This is a genomic window from Rhizocola hellebori, from assembly GCF_016862955.1.
Taxonomy (GTDB): Bacteria; Actinomycetota; Actinomycetes; order Mycobacteriales; family Micromonosporaceae; genus Rhizocola; species Rhizocola hellebori.
This window is the reverse complement of the sequence record NZ_BONY01000009.1, coordinates 130903-149097: the sequence shown is the minus strand read 5'-3', so window position 1 is coordinate 149097 and position 18195 is coordinate 130903. Positions and strand designations below refer to the sequence as shown.

Sequence of the window (18195 nt, the reverse complement as noted above, 5' to 3'; positions counted from 1 at the left end):
GCTGCTCAGTCGGTGTCGGGTTCGTCCGCCTGAACGTTGATGCGCGAATACATTGGCAGGTCTGAAGCCTGCAGCGCGGAGGTGACCACCCGGATCGCCTCGTCGGCGTCGACCACGACATAGGCGATCTCCATCTGGCCCGAGCCCATGCTGGAGCCCGCCCACTCGCCGAGGCCGTGCCAGCCCAGCTCCTCGTTGAGCAGCGCATCAACCTTGTTGCGCACAGCCAGGTCGTCCATTGTTCCCCAGCTGTCCTCCAGGTCGTATTGCACCTCGATGAGCCGATGGTCTCGCCGGCTCAGCTCCGCGAAGCCGTCTTTGCGCGCCTGCGCCAGCATGTCCTCGACGGCCTCGTCCTCGCTGACGCCCTCGGGAATCTCGAACTGGACCGATTCACCGCGCTCGCCAACGCGTCCCCAATGCTCGACGACAAGGTTCTCCTCACTGTCCGTCCAGGACTCGTGATAGTGCAGCACCCCATCGGCGTCACGCCGGTAAAGCTTGATCATCACGCGAACAGCATGCCACATCGGGCCGCAGCAGGCGCCTCGCCTGATACCTTGAGTGCCATCTATCGATCGCGGGGCACCCTCTGGAGTGGACGATGACGCGTTGGAAGGCTGCCGTGGTGTTGCTTACGGCGTTCCTGGCGATTGGCGGCACGCAGCCGGCGCAGGCCGCACCTGCGGCCGATCTGGAATCCCTGCGGGATCAAATGGTGGTGGCGGCCGGGCCGGGCAGCGCGGCGTGGGTCGACGCCAAGACAGGGCAAGTGGTTGTGCAGGTTGCGGATCCGTCCAAGCTGAGGCTCAGCTCAGCCCGGATCCGCGTCGAGCAGGCGGCGCCGGCCGTGCCGTATGCGCTGCTTTACGGCGGTTATGGGATGCGCAGCGCCACCGGCAAGTACTGCACCACCGGATTCATAGCTCACAACGCGACGGCGACGGCCAGCTACGTCGTGACCGCTGGGCATTGCACCGCCAACACCGTGTACTGGGACCGAAAAGGCGACTATCTCGGCCGGACGTACTCGTCGGTCTTCGACGGCGACGGTGACTACGGAGTGATCACCATCAAGGGGGTGACGTTCCATGCCCGCGACGGGGTCGCCACCGACATGGGCGTTATCGCGCTGGAGGGAGTCGGCACCGCCTCCGTCGGGCAGAGCGTATGCAAGAAGGGCAACAATTCCGGGTACACCTGCGGCACAGTGCTCGCCGTCGACGTCAGCGTGAACTATGGCGGGCTGGTCGTGAGTGGAATGATCCAGACGGACGTGTGCTCGGTTCCTGGTGATTCCGGCTCGCCGCTGATGAGCGAACTCATCGGCGGGGAGCTTCGAGCCTGGGCATTGGGCGTCTTGTCCGGTGGCGGTGGCGAATGCGGCCCGGACCGGCGCGGCTATTACAACCCGCTGGGTGAGATCCTCGACCAGTACGGGCTGATCCTCGGAGCGGCCTGACAAACCCTCACTGCAGATGGAACCGTTCGTCGACGGCGAGGGTCGCCAGCTGCTGCACGGTGAACGGCAGGGTGGGCAGCGCGAGCCCGCCTTCAGTCGGGTTCTGCGCGCTCTGCGCGACGAAGACCACGACGCCGTCGGGGTGCCGGTAGGCCGCCCACTGGTCGAAGCGGTCGTCATTGGTGGGCCGGACAATCACACCGACCTGTGCCGCTTGCACGGTCACCGTCTGGCATTCGCCCTGCATACCCCAGAACTGCTGGGCCAGCGCGCAGGGTTCGGCCGGTAGCTGATTGCCGACGGTGTGGACCTCTACGAGCAAGCGCCCCACCTGGTCGCCTTGCGCGACGGCTGCCGAGGACATGTACCCCCACACCTCGACACCGTTCACCTTCTCCTCGAATGATGCCTGGTAGGACCGCAGCGGTTGCCGGTCGGCGGGCGGGTTCGCGGGGTCTTCCGGTGCGGTGTATCCGGCTGGCACCACGGAGACGATCTCGGTGAGCAGCTTGATCGCCTGGTCATTCCGGACACCGGCCCGAGCTGTCCGGTCCTCCTGGGGCTGGCCATCCGGTCCGGTGGGCCACGCCTCTTTTGTCGATGGGTACGGCAGGACCGGCAGCCCAGGACCTGCCGGGCTGAAGCCGCCGGCGCCCAGCGGGCCGATGGTGGTAAGGCCGGCGACCGCTAACACCGCGGCCGCAGATCCGACGCAGGCCCAAACCGCGCGGCGGCGCATGCGTGCCCGCTTGGCGGCGCCCAGCGCCACGGCTGTGCTCATCGGTGGTGGCGGGGTGGCGGCCGCCATCTCGCCGCGCAATGCCTCGCGAAACGCGTCTTCATTCATCGTGTCCCCTCCTCGATCCCGCTGTGCGTGGGCGACAGCACGCCGCGCAGCGTGGCCAGCCCGCGTGCCGCCTGGCTCTTCACCGTCTCTGGTGCACACCCCAGCAGTGTCGCGACCTCGTCGACCGGCAGGTCCTCCCAGTACCTCAGCACCAGAACGACGCGCTGACGTGGGGCAACCGAGGTCAGCGCCTGCAGCATCACCAATCGGTTCTCAGGCGAGTCGGGCCGTGCCGACCGCTCGGCTTCCTGCCCGCCCACCTGCTCGCGCCGCCACCAGCCGCGGCGCCGCTCGTCCAGAAAGGTGCGGATCAGGATCTGGCGCAGATAGGCGTCGAGCACCTCGTGCCGCGACACCCTGTTCCACACCAGGTAGAGCTTGGTGAACGCCGTCTGCACCAGATCTTCCGCGCGGTGCCAGTCGCCGCACAGCAGGTACGCGGTGCCGCGCATCGCCTCCGACCTCGCCGCGAAGTACTCCGCGAACGCCGCGTTGCGATCACCCATCCAAGCCTCCGATCCCCGCAATTCGAGATAGTCACGCGGGGTCCCACCCCAGGGGTTGCGTCGGGAATCGAAATATTTCGCAGCGCCGGAGGGTCATTGATCGAGATATTTACCTGCCAACAATGGTCTTGACGACATCTGCGGCTGCCCCTGGCCGGAATGCCACCCAAACGGCGCACGGGCAACAGATCAGAATCACAAGAGCACCAACGACAAGACCGACAACGAGGCCTGTGCTGGACTTTGGTGCCGGCGGAGGCGAGGAGAAGCTCACCCGCGTATGGTGCCACACGGTAGCTTGCTTCGCTGACCGCCCGCAGGCACCGTGATCGCTTCCACCGGGCCAGGTTCACGTGCCGTTTCTTCACCAAGACGTGACCATGACGCCGCCGTGACGTGTCCGCTCACGCTGTGCTGGTGGATGTGATGAGGAATGCGGCGGTGGGCGTCGCGAAAGTCGACTCGAATGCGGTCAACAAGCCGGTGATCGACCGGCTTCCCAAACCCCGGCCGCGGGTGTCGCTGGCCGATGCGGTCGCGGAGCGGATAAGCAGGGAACGGCAGATCGCCAAGGCCGTGCGCGAGGCGAGCCGATCGGAGATCGCCAGGCGGCTGAAGATGAAGGCCGAAGGGGCGGCGGTGGCCCGCCGCGTGCTGGGCCGAAAACCAATTCGTGGCCGCGCCAACAACAACGGCATGTTCGTGCCGCGCGGCGTGGACCCGGGGGAGGCTCTGGAACGCAGCCGCGCCGAAGGCCTGCGGCGTCTGAAGTCCTTGCACGACAACCGGCGCGGCATGGTTGTGCCCGCCGCCGAGCTCGGCTTGGGCGGGGCGGGTTCGGCCGTCCCGGCGAGGATCGCCGACGCGCTGTTCAGAGCGGCTATACGCAAGATGCGGACAGGTTCGGCGGTGGACGTGGCGCTTCGCCGTTGCGAGGCAAAGGCGAAGGCAGCGTCCGAGAACGCGCCGACGGGTACGGGGGCAGGTGCCCCGGTGACCGCGATCGTGGGCGACGTCGTCGAGCCGAGCACGCAGCAGCGGGTGGCGGCGATCCTCGACAGCGACTACCTCGACGGCGCGGTGGACCGCCCGACCCGGCAGGTGATCCGGGACAACCTGCAGCGGGCGGTGCCGTCGGGTCCGGCCGACGCCGACGCGTTCTACGACTACCCCACGCTTCAGGTCGCCTGGTCGGACGTCTGGACAGCGGTGGTCGACGGGATCACCGACCAGAAGATCAGGGAGCTTTACGCCGAGATCGTGGAGGTCGTCGATCCGGAGGCCATCCCGGCCGATCTCAGCGAGATCGATGAGCTGCACGATCTGCTCGACGCGTTGAGCGAGTCGGTCGCGGCGGCCAGCTCGACCCTCGCCGCGCCGTCGGAGCTCGCCGCCTGGGAGCCGACGGTCGGGGAGAACTGGGCGAGCCTGAGCTTCGCCGATCAGGAGTACATCAGGTTCCTCAACGTCGCCGACGGTTTCATCGTCGACGTGCGCAACATGCACGGTACCGTCCAAGGCGCCTTAATCAACGGCAATGATCACCTGGACGACATCGAGCAGTTCGAGAACTACCCGGATTCCTATATCCCGCCGCGTACCCTAGCCTCGCTCGTCGACGACGAGGACTACTTCCGGCGCGAGGCTCGCTCGGTGGTACGCGACGCGAAGAAGGACTCCGGCGGTGCCAGCTCGCGGCTCGGGCGCGCCGAGAAGCTCATCGCCGAGCTCAAAGAACAGATGGTGGCCCCCTACCAGTTCGACGTGTTCGCCGTGGGCGCCTACAACTTCGGGATCCTGGCCACCTACCGGCAGCGCTGGCGCCCGACCGGCTACCAGGCAGGCGATCTGGCCGGAGCGATAGCGTTGGCGCCCAACGAGAAGCGCAGCTACACCGTCGAGCGCAAGTCGAGCCGGAAGAACACCCGCAACAGCGAGACCGAGCGGATGCTCGGCGGGTCGAGCGAGTCCGGCCAGACCGGCCGGGCGGAGGCCGAAATCGTCAGCGCGGCGAAGCGGGCGCAGACGATGAGCGCCAACTACTCACCCAAGGTCGACGTGGTCGGGGTCGTCGGGGCGGAGATAGGTGGCGCAGAGTTCGGCGGGAGCCAGGACAGTTCCTCCAGCAGCACCAAAAAGGACATCAGGGAGTTCACCCGCAAGGCGGCTCAGGAATACCGGGACTCCAACAAGGTGACGGTCGGTTCCGAGCAGTCGTGGGACAGGACAGTCACCGAGAAGCGCGACATCGAGAACCCGAACAATGAACTGACCGTCACCTACCTCTTCTATGAACTGCAGCGGCGGTACGAGGTCGCCGAGCGTCTCGCCGATCTCGTCCCGGTGATCCTGGTGGCCTACGAGGTGCCGGCGCCACACGAGATCACCGAGGCGTGGTTGCTGCGGCACGACTGGATCATCCGCAAAGCCTTGCTGGACAAGACTTTCGCGTCGGCGCTGCGCTATCTGTCGCGCAGCTTCGCCGGAGACGAGGTGTCGGTGGAGGTGCTTGAACAGCAGTGGCGCACCCAGCTGGCAGTCGTCGCCGAGACGCGCCGGCAGAGCACCGCGCACACCCAGCTGCGCGACGAAGCCCGCAAGGCCCTGGAGCGGGCGGTGCAGGACGTGGCGCAGGTGCAGTCGGGACTGTCCCCGGCCGACGTCCAGGCCGCGCTCGGCCCGGCGGTCGGCGGCTGGCTGTCCGACCGGCTTTTCGGTGACTCCGAAGAGGAGTCCCAAGCCGACGCGAACAATGCCCAGCATGCGCTGGAATGGGCCGACGCCGACCTGGCCCAGCTCGACTCGGCGATGCGGGAAAGCTTGACGGTGCTCGAAAGGGCCACCGAGGCCTATGTCGCCGGTGTGCGAAAGCGGCTCGACCGCCGTACCCAGATAGATAGACTGATATTGCATGTGAAGGAGAACATCTTCCACTACATGCAGGCGATCTGGGATTGCGAACATCCAGATCAGCGCTATCTGCGGCTCTACGACATGGAAATCCAGTGGCCGGGCGCGACCGGCGAGGCGGTCCTGACCGATCTGGACGACTTCGTGGTGCGCAGCGACCTCCGCATACGAGCGGCCCCGGCGGGCCTGCCCGACCTGATGGACAACGTGGTGGAAAATCCCGTCGCGGTGCTGTTCGGCACCCCGGAGCTGAAGGAGAAGCGCCGGCTGCACCAGGTAGCCGACCTGACCAGACCGCTCGGCTACCGCGGCAACCTCGCCGTTTTCCCGCTGCGCGAACACAATGCGCTGTCGACCTACCTGGCGCAGGATCTGCTGGACAGCGAGTTCGGCCTGCGCGATCCCGATCCGCTGGGCGGCATGCCGACGGCCAGTGAGGCGATCGCGTTGGCGCGCTGCGCGATGCACCGCGCCAAGGACGAGGCGGCCCGCAGCCGCGTGACCGAGTGGCTGATGGACGCGCTGGAGGCGGCGCATCAGGTCAGCCAGGAGGTCATCGTTCCCACCGGCGAGCTGTTCATCGAGGGGCTGCCGGGCTCGCATCCGCTGCTGGAGGACTTCAAGCTGCGCCACCGCGCCTACGACGCGGAGAAGGCGAAGGCAGAGGCGATATCCGCCCACATCGAGTCGCTGCGCCGCGGGTTGCGGCTGCAGGATGGCGATCTGGCCGACCCCGACGTCGACCGCTACATCAAGGTCGATGGCAGCGTGGCTCCTGTGCTGTCCATCGACGGTGCCTGAGCGGGCTGGCGTCATGTCCAGTGGCATCGCGACCGGCGACCGCATGGTCGCCGGGTATCGCGGCATCGAAGAGTTGGGCACCGGGTTTGTCGACACCATCGTGTGGGCGATCGGGGTGCAGCGGTACCTCAAAGTGGAGGGTTTCGGCTTCGGCGCAGGTCTCGTCGACGGGCTCCTGCTGGGTGCCCCGCAGGTAGGCCCGCCGCCGCAACGGCTGGTGCTGGGCCGCTCGCCGGGCCTGACGCCAGCCGACTCCTCGAAGGCCTTGGCCCGCGCGGAGAACCTGATCGCCTTCAACGCGGGCGGGTTCCTCATCCCGCCGTGGCTCGCCCATTTCGGCCGAGGTTTGGGCTGGGGTCTGTGGGGCGAGCTGAAAGGCATGTGGGACTTGGGTTCCGTGCTGCTGAGCGGATCACCGGTGGCACAGCTCACCGCGGGTCTGCGGGCCGCGTTCGACATGTTGGAGAAGCAGCCCTCGTTCGGCTTCGCGCTGGGCCAGCAAATCGGCGGTGACATGGTCAAAGATGTGATGACCGCTGCCGAAGGAAATGATTTCGGCACCTTCGTGTACGAGGTCGGCAAGGTGCTCGGGCCGTTCCTGCTAGACATCCTCGGCGCGATCATCTCCGGCGGTGCCGGACCGCTGGTGAAGCGCGGGGCCAAGGCCGCGGTCGAATTCGGCGGAGAACTGGCCCAAGCGCTCACCCGGCGGGTGCGACGAGGCTTCGACGATCTGGTCGAAGCCGCAGAGCTGGCGACGGGGTCAGGACCTGAGTTTGCTTACCCGGACGGCATTCCGGGGCCGCGCAGCCGGTGGGACGAGCCACCCAACGCGGTGTTCGCGGACAAGGAAAAGCTGACCGGGCCGGTGGACCGGGGCACTGGTTCGCGCTCCGGTTCCGGGTCGGGCTCCGGCCCGTCCGGGCCGGACGGGCCGGACGGCCCCGGGGATCCCTTCGATCCGCGTGCCGCCGGGGCCGGTGCGGTGGGCACCGATGTTGTCCGCAGGATCGGCGACTACGACATCCCGCGCGGCCATCGCGACATCGTGGCGCAGGTATTGGCGAACTGGGCGCTGGACGTCGGCAGCTTGAACCGCGGTGTGTTGCGCAATAGTCTCAGGTCCTTCAGAGGATCTGTGTGGCGTGAGCTCGTGCTACTCGACGGCGCGAGGATCGCTGAGACGTGGGCCGGACGGCAGGCGCTTGCTATCCAGGCGCTGCAGCAGCTTGCGGATCCGCAGGTGCGCCAGATTTTGGAAAGCCTGCGCAGCGGCGCCGAACAGCAAATCGTCGATGCCTTCAAGTTCACGGAGAGCATGCACCAGATAATCAACGCCGGTGGGCCGATGGTCCCGGTGAGAGACCGGATCGCGGACTTTTTCGGCCGTAGAGGCGGGGTGTTTCACACCAACTCGGCGATCAGCCTGGCACGGGCGTGGCGTATCGAGAAGGCAGGCATGGAGGAAATTCGCCTGGTACATGTGACCAACCCGATCGTGCAGATGTTTCTGTCCGGCTTCGAGCCCGAGTTCCGGCGTTTGCTGCCGGAGGGCTACCGCCTGGGCCATGTGTCGCGACCCGGTTGGCCGGTCGGCGATGCGGACCTGGGGCCGCATGCCGAAATACTCAGCGCCCTTGAGCTGAGCGACATCGGAGCCGTGGTCGGCACCGTGGCCACCAGCCAGGTCGGCTGCAATAACTGCATCGCCCAGCTCACCCGTTCCTACGATTGGCTTTTGCACCTCAACCCGAAGCAGCCGTGACGGCCTGTGAACCGCCCGGGGCGCACGCATGGCGCGCCCCGGCGATCCTTTCGCGCAGCGAGCCGCAAGCATCGCGGGATCAGTCTTCTTCCGGCTGCGCCGGTGTGCGGTGCCTGCGGCGTATGATGCGGCGCACGGCGTATCCCAGCACTATTGGGATCAGGGCGCCGAGCGCGGCGATCGCGAGGATGTCTTTGGCGGTCTCGGCGTAAGTGCCGGCCACCACGAGGATCAGGCACACCGGCGCGGTGCCCAGCAGCGTGTACCCGAGGAAGCGGCCCACCGGCATCTGGGCGATCCCGGCCGAGGTGCCGACGGTTTCGGTCATGAGGGGCAGGGATCGCGAGAGGATCAGCATCCAGCGGCCGAAGCGGTCGGCCCACTGCTGCATTTCCTGCAGCTCTTCGTCACCGACGATCCTGCGACGCAGCCAGGGGCTCGCGAACCGGCCGATGGCGTAGGAGACGGCAGAGCATCCCATCGAGCCGGCGATCGTCAGCACACTACCCGTCACCGGCCCCAGGACGCTTCCCGCCAGGGCCATCAGCGGAACGCTGGGGACAGGCAGGACGGCGTCGATGATGAGAAGACCGAAGATCGTGGCGACCACCGTCGGGCGGCCGGACTCTCGCAATCGTTCGACGGTGTCGGTGAAGCTGACCAGGCCGGAGGCCTCCAGCGCCACATAGCTGAGCAGAACCACTACCAGAACGGCCAGCGGGATCGTCTGCCAACTGACCCGCGGTCTGCCACGTTTCCCGTCCACGCTCGGCCCTTTAAATCGAATAATGTAGACGTCTAAGTCTATGGCTGCGGGTCGTGGTCGGGCAACGCTACCAAGCGACGGGCAGAGATCTGACGCCGTACACCACGGAATGGGTCAAAAAAGGGATCTCCTCGACGGGCACGGCCAGACGCAGGGTGGGAAAACGCCGCAGCAGAGCGGGGAACGCGATCTCCATCTCCAGGCGGGCCAGCGGCGCGCCGAGGCAGTGATGGATGCCATGGCCGAACGCCACATGCGGACGCGCGGCGCGGGTCAGATCGAGCCGATCCGCGTCGTCGGCGAAGGCCCGGTCGCGGTTGGCCGCCGGCAACGAGCACACCACCAGCTCCCCGGCCTTGATCTGCTGGCCGCCAATCGTGGTGTCGATGACCGCTGTACGGGCCGTGCCGGCCGACACCACAGACAGGAACCGCAGCAGTTCCTCGACAGCGTCGGCTACCTGATCCGGCCGCTCACGCATGACGGAGAGCTGGTCGGGATGGTGTAGCAGCAGCGCGGTGCCCAGGCCCAGCATGTTGGCGGTGGTCTCGTGTCCGGCGAAAAGCAGCAGGTCGCCGATTCCGACCAGCTCGGCATCGGTAAGTTCGGATCCGTGGTCGCGAACGAGCATGCCGAGAAGGCTCGCACCCGGCTCGAGCCGCTGGCGGGTCACCAGCTGGGCCATGTAGTGCCGCGACTGCGTGCGCGCCGCCATCCGCTCGGCCGCGGTGGCCGCCAGGTCTATGCGGGCCTTGCTGGTGTGCTGAAACCCGGCCCGGTCGGGATAGGGCACGCCCAGCAGCTCACAGATCACCAGTGACGGGATGGGAAGCGCGAACGTTTCCATCAGATCCACCGGCGGCCCGGCCTCGGCGATGGCATCGAGGCATTCGGCCACCATCACCTCGATCCGGGGCCGCAGATGCCGGATCTGGTTACCGGTGAATGGCGCGCTCACCATGCGGCGCAACCGGGTGTGCTCCGGCGGATCGTAGGCGACCAGAAAGCCGTCGCCCTGCGATCGTTCACCGACAGCGGTAAGGGCGGTGCTGAACCTCTGCGCGTCTGCGAGGACCTCCCGCACGTCCTCGTAACGCGTCACCAACCAGGCCCAGGCCGGCCCGGCGGTGGTGTAGCGGGGCAACTCGATGCGCACGACCGGCGAGACCTCCCGCAGCCGCGCGAGCTCCGGATCGGGGTCGAAGCGCACCCGCCGACGGTGCACCGCGACGACCGGCGTCTGCATGGCCACCACGGTAACACCGGCAATCGCCACTGGGGCAACGGCTTGCTCCGCACGGTGTTACCGTGCCCGTCATGCTGATCTCGGATGTGCTCGTTGAGTTCGATTTGGAGCAGCCGCGTACTGAGCCGCTGGGTGATCTGGCCGCTCTGATGCACGCCACTCATCTTCCCGCGCTCAGCGTCGCGCTCATCGCAGACGGCCGCATCGCCGACACCCTCGCGATCGGCGAGGTGCTTTACGGCTCCGGTGAGGCCGTGTCGCCGCAGACCCCGTTCCAAGCCGCCTCGATCAGCAAGTCGATCGCGGCGTTCTGTGTGCTGCGGCTGGCCGCCGATGGGGTCCTCGACCTCGACGCCGACGTCAACGGCATGCTGCGCACGTGGCGGGTACCGGCCAATGGCGGCTGGGCGCCGGTGATCACGCTGCGCCAACTGCTCAGCCACACCGCCGGCACGACCACACATGGCTTCCTCGGTTATCCCGTGGGCCGGACCCTCCCGTCCTTGCCCGACATCCTCGACGGCCGGGGTAACAGCGATCCTGTACGCGTCACGGCGCTGCCCGGCACGGCGTACCGGTATTCCGGCGGCGGCTACACCGTCGTGCAGCAGCTGCTGCACGACGTCACCGGCCGGGGGTACGCGGAGCTTGCGCAGGAGCTGGTGCTAGACCCGATCGGCATGACCGGCTCACGATTCGACCAGGGCCACCGCCCCGGATTCGCCAGCGGACACCACGGCGGCCCGTCACCGATACCCGGTGGCGCGCATCGGTACCCGGAGCTGGCCGCGGCCGGCCTCTGGAGCACGCCCACCGATCTGGGCCGGTTCCTGCTCGCGGTCCAGGCAAGCGCGCGGGGCGACGCGGATGCGTTGCTGCCCAAGGAGCTGGCCGAAGCGATGCTGACCTCGCCAACCGATGCGGCCTACGGGCTCGGGCTCACCCTCGGTCCCGACGCCTCCTGGTTCGGCCACAACGGCGGCAACGAAGGCTTCCTGAGCACGGCACGCCTTTACCAGAATTCGGGTACGGGTGTGGTGATCATGACGAACGGCGCCTTCGGAATGCTGGTCATCAACCAGTTCCTGCTGCCGAAATTGGCCGCCGCCATGGACTGGCCCGACGCGCCGCCACCGCCCGAACGCTCCCAACCCGCGATCGCCGGCAGGTATGGCCAGTTCCACATCGAGGAAGGCGACGGTGGCCTCGTGCTCGTAACGCCGGGCCAGCCCACGGTTGAGCTGAAAGCGACAGACCGCGGCTGGCGCTCAACCTCGCTCAACCTCGACATTCGCTTCGGCGGCGACGAGCTGATCATCGCCCAGGACGGCATCGAGACCGACCTCCGCTTGCCGCGATCGTCAGAGGCGATGTGAGCGCGTGACGTTGCAGCGGAGCCCGAACGGGGCTCCGCTGCAACCGGCCGGTGGTCAGCAGCCGACGATGTTTTTGTCGGTGTAGCGCAGCATTCTCCAGTTGTTGTTCCAGTAAATCCAGTAGTGTGCGGCGGCCTCGCGGTACAGGTAAAGCCGGTTGGGGAAGCCGTCGTAGAACAGGTTGTAATTCGGGTCGCCGCTCTCGTAGAGGAAGTTTTGGGCGACGCTTCGGGTGTCCTTGCCGACGACACCGTCGTCGTCGAGCTGCCTGTCGCGTTGCCAGTTGGCGGTGGCCCGAGCGGTGATGGGGCCGAACTCGCAGTCGACTTGGCTTGCCGAGAGGTACCCGTCAGCCCAGAGGATGGCCTGCCAGAAACCGGCGTAGTTACCATTGGCAAAGCTGCACCCGTTGCACAATGTGGATTCGTCGTTGAGATCGTCGTGGGGGTCACCAAGGCCCTGGACGATTCTGTTCGCCGTCGACTGCGGGCCGAAAGTTCGGGGCGGTGGTGCCGTGGGGGCGCCCGTCAGAGACTGTTCGCCCTTGGTCGGTGGCGTCGTGGTGGTTGCGGTGGCTGTTCCCCCCGCCGCGATCAGCAGCAGCATCGTGCCGGCGACAACGGTGGCAACCCTCTTCAGCATGGCTCCTCCTGTTTGACATCCCGAAAGCGCAACGTTCGGAGATCCTGGCGCCACTTCAGGCTCTCAGGCGCCAGCCGGTGCGGCCCAGGAGGCTAACCGGGGGTTAACCGGCAGAATCGAGGTGGTCGAGCTGGCACAGGCTGGTGGCTACAGCTTCGGCTTCCGGACAGCCGAGGTCGGTGAAGATTTCGTGCGCCTTGGCCAAGTTGTCGCGTGCGTTTTGGCGATCCTTGTTGGTGCACTGGCATTCTGCCAGGTGTGTGAGGACTGTGGCCTCGTAGTAGCGGTTGCCCAAGTGGCGCAGGAAGCCCAGCGCGCGTTGGTAGGCGTCGATGGAATCGGAGAGCCGACCGAGATGGTGATAGGCGAGGGCGACACTGTCCAATGTGGCCGCTTGCCCGAACTGGTCGCCCAGCTCCTCGAGCAGGATCAGTGCCTGTTCACAGGCAGAGATGGCTTGTTCATGGTTGCCCTGTAGCGCGTGGTACCAGCCGACCGCGTTTACCGCCCTGGCCTGCCCACGTTGGTGGCCCGCCACGCGATACAGCTCGACTGCCTGTTGCGCAGCGCCGAGCCCCTCTGCCAGTTGGCCACGACGTTCCCACACCACCGCGAGGTTGAGCATGGCATGGGCATGTCCAGTGTGGTCGTTCAGCTGGCGACATAGGTCGATTGCCCGGCGCAATTCGGCATCGGCGTCGAGCAGGCGACCCAGCTGCAGGTACGCGTGTCCCAGATTGCGGTGGGTACGGACCTGCACCCCCCGATCCCCGAGCCGGCCGGCGGCCAGCACCGCGCGACGCCCTGTCTGCACCCAGTCCTGCCAGTATCCTCTGCGCTGGAGAAAGTCGGTGAGAGCCAAAGCCAGCTGCCAGGCGTAATTGTCGAAACCCTGTTGAGCGGCGTGTTCGACGCTGGACAGGAGCGTGGCGTGTTCGGTGGCGAACCAGGCAAGTGCCTCGACTGGATCGGACACCGATGCGAGCACCACCCCCGGCAGCGGTGCGCCGAGCGTGATCGGATCGCGATGGGGGTTGAGCAACCGGTCGACGCCGTAGGCGCTTTGCAGGTAGTGGTCGAGTATGCGCAGCATTGCCGCGTCGCGTGCCTGGACGGAATCGTGGCTCTGGCACAGATCGGCCGCGTACACCCTCAACAGGTCGTGAAATCTGTACCTGTTCGGCAGGTGCTCGGCAAGCAGGCTTGCTCGGGTCAATTCATTGAGCAGGCGACGTGTCTGGATGACCGGCTGGCCGATGGCACTGGCCGCAGCATCTTCGCTGAAGTCGGGACCGGGATGCAGCCCCAGAAGCCGGAACAGGTCAGCCGCAGATGCCGACAGGGCCAGGTAGGACCACGAAAAGACCGTCCGCATCTGGCTGACCGCGTCGCCGCCGTCCAGCACATCCAGGCGCCGACCCGCCTCGGCGAGTTCGTCAGCGATCGTTTCTATGGCGAAACCAGACAGCTGGCAGCGGGCAGCGGCGAGGGTCAACGCGAGCGGCAAACCAGCACAGGCTGAGACGACTCTGGTCACCGCCTCGGACTCGGATTCGACGCGGTCCGCGCCCAGCCGCGCGCCGAGCAGGCTGCGGGCTTCGGCGGGGGATAGCTGAGTCAACGCAAGCGGATGTGCCCCATCGCCGGCAACCAACCCGGTCAGCTGGTTGCGACTGGTCACCACCGCGAGGACGGTCGAACTGCCAGGCAGCAGGGGCCGCACCTGATCGGCGTCACGGGCATTGTCGAGTATTACCAACATGCGCTTTCCGGCCAGTACGCTGCGATACAAAGCCATCTGGGCACCGAGCTCAGGCGGGACACGCTTTGCGGGTATGCCGAGCCCGTCGAGGAAGCCGCGAAGGGCTTCACCTGCGGAAGCGACATGCCCGGCCGGGTCAAAGCCACGCAGGTTCACATACAGTTGGCCATCGGGGAAGCAGGCGGCGACCCGGTGCGCCCAATGCACTGCGAGCGCGGTCTTTCCGACGCCGGGAGCACCGCACACCGCCGAGATCACCACAGGCCCGTTTCCTTCAGCCGCTTCGGCCAGTAATGCGTCGAGCCGGACAAGCTCGTCGCTGCGGCCGACGAAACCGGCGACGTCGGAAGGAAGCTGCATGGGAACTATCGCGTCAGGTGGGCTGTCGGCCACCGCACCGGTCGCCTGAAGGCAGAAACGCTCCCGTTCCGGCCCGTGCAGGCCGAAGGCTTCGGCGAGTAACGCCACGGTGCTCATTCTGGGAGCCCGGACCCGGTCAGCCTCCAAGTCTCGAATGCTGCGAACGTTGAGGCCAGTCCTGTCCGCCAGGCACTCCTGGGTCAGGTTGAGTCGCCGTCGATGCGCGACAATGATCCGTCCGAACACGCGCGCATCCCTCCGGATCGATTCGCTGCACATTTCTCTGCTATCCACTACGTGTTGCAAGCGAACCTGGTTCCCGGCGCGCGCCAGATTTGGCGCAGGTTTGGTAGCGCCCGCTACCACCATGTAACGGCAATCGTGAACGCTTCCGCTAGGAGAGGGTGACCTCGACCCGGTGGTCGCCGGTGCGGCCGTGCAACGTACACGGGAGGCCAGGCTGGCGGGGGCAGAGCACCCAGGCCTCGGTCACGCGCACCTCGTACATTCGGTAGGGCGACTCGCCGGTGACATCCTCGAACGTGACCTCGGTGGCGCCCCGGCCGTCCCTGCGGGGATAGCAGGCCATCGCGCGCTCCAGACTGTCCACATCGGACAGCTCGCGGGCGGTCCCGATGCCGTAAACCGCTCGGCCTCGATACGGATCGACGGTCGAGTCGAAGACCACCACCGAGATTCGCGGCCGGGCCACCAGGTGACGCGAATGCAGCGCATCGCTCGCCGACACCCAGTAGAACCGATCGCCGTCGGCCGCGAAGTAGACCGGTGACGTCCACGGATCACCATTGGCGTCAACGGTTCCCAGCGTCACGTATTGTATTGCCTCGATAACGGCGGCTGCCTCGTCTTCGATCATCCTCTGACGCTACACCGGCATGGGTTTAACCTTTACCGGGTCGGCAGGCGACAGCCAGCATGGCCTCGTTCCACAGCTGGATGTCATGGTCGGACACGGCGTTCATGCTCGCATGGGCGATGCCATCCCGCTACGGATCTTGGGGGTCGACCGGGGAGAGGCTGACGCGACGTCTACGCACCAAGAAGAAGGCCATCCCGCCACCGAGCGCCACGACCGCGACAGCGACAGCGACGATGACCGACCAGGCAACGGCTCGGCCGCTGGCGTGCGCCGCTTGGGTTGCCGACGCAGTGGAGGTGGCGGCGGAGTCGGCGGACGGCAGACTCACCTCGGCCGTTGAGGTCTGCGTGGCCGTGGCGGCCGGCGATGCCGGATCGGTGGCTGTGGTGCCGGAGTTTGCACCCTGCTGGCCGGGTCGTGCGGGCTGGTTGGGCAACCCGGGGTTCGGCGGGCCACCGGGATTGGAGAAAGGACCGATCTGGCGGGTGTTGTTGGTCGAAACAGGATCGGTTCCCGGGAACGAGGTTTCGCAGATGACAGAGAAGTCGCCCGATGAGCCGGGGGTGAGGTGCAAGGCGCGATCGGCCGCTTCGAATCGACCTAGTTCATCAATCTGACAGGTAACCACCGTGCTGGCGGCGGCGCAGCCGGTGGGCAGATCGCCGAATGCGACGCTGCCGGAGAACGAGGCACGCACGACCGCTGAGCGCGCGGGGCTGGGGCCGTAGTTGTACACCCGAAGACCGACGATGGTGTGCTGCGGTCCGGAGTCGCTGCTCGCATGGACGGAGAGGTTGGTCATGGCCAGGTCGGCGCGTGACACCACGCGCACTGTCGCGGTCGCCGTCTGGCCGGTCACCGTGTCTCGCACGGTCACGGTCAGCGGCGGCCTCTGGGCCAGTTCTGGGACCACGCTTCCGAAGCGGTAAACAATGGTCATGCTCCGCGTCGAAGGATAGGACGGCGTGCAGGTCCGTTCGGACGCGGTGCTCCAGAAGTCTGGGGCGCACAGCGCATCGAGGACCCCGTGCCAGTATTGGCTGGAGAGCGCCTCAGGAACGCGGATCGAAATGGGGTGCTGCTCACTTCCGGCAGCCTCACCGAGCGTAATTATTTGTGTCGACGAGCTGACGTTCGGGCCCTCGACATAGACGAGATCGTTGATGATGAGGGCCTCGGCGGCGGTGGCCGGCCTTGCCGGGTGGAAACCGGTGACGAGGACGGTGAGGGCAATGGCCGCCCCGATTCGCGGCAACCGCCGCAAACAGCCAGTCATCGCGTCAATGTATCAGGACATCACGTTCAGGTCTGACTATCTCTACGGGTCCTCTTTGGACCAGCGATTCGCGGGAGGAGCGAAAGCTTCCGATCAAGAGGGCGCAGATCCGCGACGTTTCAGCTGGCAAACGGTGTTCATCATCATTATCGTTGCCAGGCAACGCTTCTGACTCGGCGGCGCCGCTTTGGCTGCCACAGGGCCGATGCCGTACTAGGCTGGGGCAGACGTCGTCGTGACTTTCGCCGAGCCGGCACACCCACAGGCCCGTTCGTGACGGGCTGCAGGCAGCAAGGCTGCCGAACATCTCATGAACGTACACGGGGGGAGAAGTCATCATGGCTGCTACGAGCAGAGACGCTGCGATTCGGCCGTTCAGCTACGAGGCGCCCGAGTCGGAGCTTGATGAGCTGCGCAGGCGCATCGCGGCCACCCGCTGGCCCGACAAGGAGCCGGTCTCCGATCAGTCCCAGGGCGTGCGGCTCGCCACGATGCAGAGCCTGGCACGTTACTGGGCGTCAGCATACGACTGGCGAAAGTGCGAGGCGAGACTCGATGCGCTGCCGCAGTTCATGACCGAGATCGACGGGCTGGACATTCACTTCATACACGTGCGGTCAAAGCACGAAGACGCCCTGCCGCTCATCATCACGCACGGCTGGCCAGGCTCCATCGTCGAACAGCTGAAGATCGTGGAGCCGCTGACCAATCCCACCGAGCACGGCGGCACCGCAGCGGACGCATTCGATCTGGTGATTCCGTCGATGCCCGGCTACGGGTTCTCCGGCAAGGCGACGACCACCGGCTGGGACGCCGAACACATCGCACGTGCCTGGGTCGAGCTGATGAGACGCTTGGGGTACAAGCAGTTCGTGGCACAGGGCGGCGACTGGGGCGCGCTCATCGTCGACCTCATGGGAGTCCAGGCACCCCCGGAACTGCTCGGCATCCACACCAACATGGCCGGTGCCGTCCCGCCCGAAATTGACCGAGCGGCCCTGGCCGGGGCGCCCGCGCCGGCCGGGCTTTCCGCCGAGGAGAAGCAGGTTTACGACCGGCTCGCCTTCTTCTACTCCAAAGGCCTTGCCTACGCCCAAGAAATGGGCAACCGGCCGCAAACACTATACGGAATCGCCGATTCACCGATCGGCCTGGCCGCTTGGATACTCGATCACGATGACAGCAGCGAAGAGCTCATCGCGCGGGTATTCGACGGCAAGAGCGAAGGCCTGACCCGAGACGATGTGCTCGACAACATCACGCTGTATTGGCTGACCAACACGGCCATCTCGGCGTCGCGCCTGTATTGGGAAAACAAGCTGGGCTTCTTCGCCCCCAAGGGCGTCACCGTCCCGGTCGCCGTCAGCGTCTTCCCGGACGAGATCTACGCAGCTCCGCGCGGCTGGGCGGAGCAGGCCTATCCCAACCTCATCCACTACAACAAGCTCGACAAGGGCGGGCACTTCGCGGCATGGGAGCAGCCGGCGCTGTTCACCCAAGAGCTTCGCACCGGCGTCCGCTCGCTTCGACCTGCTTAACCGGCACCAGTTCCGTGGAAGGAACCGATGCCGGTCACGGCAACATGCATCACTGCGA

The 18195-nt window shown here is 66.4% G+C and carries 14 protein-coding genes; 5 read left to right on the top strand and 9 right to left on the bottom strand.

Going from position 1 to position 18195, the window contains the following annotated elements; all coding sequences use genetic code 11:
• Positions 1-5: 5 nt before the first annotated feature.
• Positions 6-512, bottom strand: coding sequence for a hypothetical protein (locus Rhe02_RS09400; protein ID WP_203907721.1), 507 nt, complete (start codon positions 510-512; stop codon positions 6-8).
• Positions 513-604: 92 nt separating this feature from the next.
• Between Rhe02_RS09400 and Rhe02_RS09395 the strand changes: the two genes are divergently transcribed.
• A complete protein-coding gene (locus Rhe02_RS09395) occupies positions 605-1462 on the top strand; it encodes a S1 family peptidase (protein ID WP_203907720.1) in 858 nt (285 codons plus the stop codon).
• A 7-nt stretch (positions 1463-1469) separates the two neighbouring features.
• On the opposite strand, the gene Rhe02_RS09390 is transcribed toward Rhe02_RS09395, so the two are convergent.
• The gene (locus tag Rhe02_RS09390; protein ID WP_203907719.1) at positions 1470-2309 is read right to left on the bottom strand and encodes a hypothetical protein; all 840 of its coding nucleotides are present in this window, start codon (positions 2307-2309) and stop codon (positions 1470-1472) included.
• Entirely contained in the window at positions 2306-2815 is a 510-nt protein-coding gene (locus tag Rhe02_RS09385; RefSeq protein ID WP_203907718.1) for a SigE family RNA polymerase sigma factor, read from the bottom strand. The genes Rhe02_RS09390 and Rhe02_RS09385 overlap by 4 nt, the downstream gene beginning before the upstream one ends.
• A 417-nt stretch (positions 2816-3232) precedes the next feature.
• Here Rhe02_RS09385 and Rhe02_RS09380 point away from each other — a divergent pair, with 417 nt between their 5' ends.
• Both Rhe02_RS09380 and Rhe02_RS09375 read left to right on the top strand, forming a co-directional pair.
• Positions 3233-6526, top strand: a complete 3294-nt coding sequence (locus tag Rhe02_RS09380) for a hypothetical protein (protein ID WP_203907717.1) — start codon at positions 3233-3235, stop codon at positions 6524-6526.
• Between the two features lie 13 nt (positions 6527-6539).
• Positions 6540-8291, top strand: a complete 1752-nt coding sequence (locus Rhe02_RS09375; RefSeq protein ID WP_203907716.1) for a hypothetical protein — start codon at positions 6540-6542, stop codon at positions 8289-8291.
• A 79-nt stretch (positions 8292-8370) separates the two neighbouring features.
• On the opposite strand, the gene Rhe02_RS09370 is transcribed toward Rhe02_RS09375, so the two are convergent.
• Together Rhe02_RS09370 and Rhe02_RS09365 are read right to left on the bottom strand one after the other, a co-directional pair.
• Positions 8371-9057: a TVP38/TMEM64 family protein gene (locus tag Rhe02_RS09370; RefSeq protein WP_203907715.1), complete on the bottom strand. Its 687-nt coding sequence runs from the start codon at positions 9055-9057 to the stop codon at positions 8371-8373.
• Between the two features lie 67 nt (positions 9058-9124).
• The gene (locus tag Rhe02_RS09365; protein WP_203907714.1) at positions 9125-10303 is read right to left on the bottom strand and encodes a cytochrome P450; all 1179 of its coding nucleotides are present in this window, start codon (positions 10301-10303) and stop codon (positions 9125-9127) included.
• A 71-nt stretch (positions 10304-10374) separates the two neighbouring features.
• Here Rhe02_RS09365 and Rhe02_RS09360 point away from each other — a divergent pair, with 71 nt between their 5' ends.
• Complete coding sequence (locus Rhe02_RS09360; RefSeq protein WP_203907713.1) at positions 10375-11679, top strand: serine hydrolase domain-containing protein; 1305 nt, start codon at positions 10375-10377, stop codon at positions 11677-11679.
• 54 nt (positions 11680-11733) lie between these two features.
• On the opposite strand, the gene Rhe02_RS09355 is transcribed toward Rhe02_RS09360, so the two are convergent.
• From Rhe02_RS09355 to Rhe02_RS09340, 4 genes are all read right to left on the bottom strand, one after another.
• Positions 11734-12321 (bottom strand): peptidoglycan-binding domain-containing protein, encoded by a 588-nt coding sequence (locus Rhe02_RS09355; protein ID WP_203907712.1) that lies wholly within the window; start codon positions 12319-12321, stop codon positions 11734-11736.
• A gap of 103 nt (positions 12322-12424) precedes the next feature.
• On the bottom strand, positions 12425-14689 hold the full coding sequence (locus Rhe02_RS09350) for an ATP-binding protein (RefSeq protein WP_203907711.1): 2265 nt from the start codon (positions 14687-14689) through the stop codon (positions 12425-12427).
• A 148-nt stretch (positions 14690-14837) separates the two neighbouring features.
• Positions 14838-15320, bottom strand: a complete 483-nt coding sequence (locus Rhe02_RS09345) for a pyridoxamine 5'-phosphate oxidase family protein (RefSeq protein WP_203907710.1) — start codon at positions 15318-15320, stop codon at positions 14838-14840.
• Between the two features lie 130 nt (positions 15321-15450).
• The gene (locus Rhe02_RS09340) at positions 15451-16599 is read right to left on the bottom strand and encodes a hypothetical protein (protein ID WP_203907709.1); all 1149 of its coding nucleotides are present in this window, start codon (positions 16597-16599) and stop codon (positions 15451-15453) included.
• A gap of 338 nt (positions 16600-16937) precedes the next feature.
• Between Rhe02_RS09340 and Rhe02_RS09335 the strand changes: the two genes are divergently transcribed.
• Complete coding sequence (locus Rhe02_RS09335; RefSeq protein ID WP_203907708.1) at positions 16938-18137, top strand: epoxide hydrolase family protein; 1200 nt, start codon at positions 16938-16940, stop codon at positions 18135-18137.
• The last annotated feature ends 58 nt before the right edge of the window (positions 18138-18195 follow it).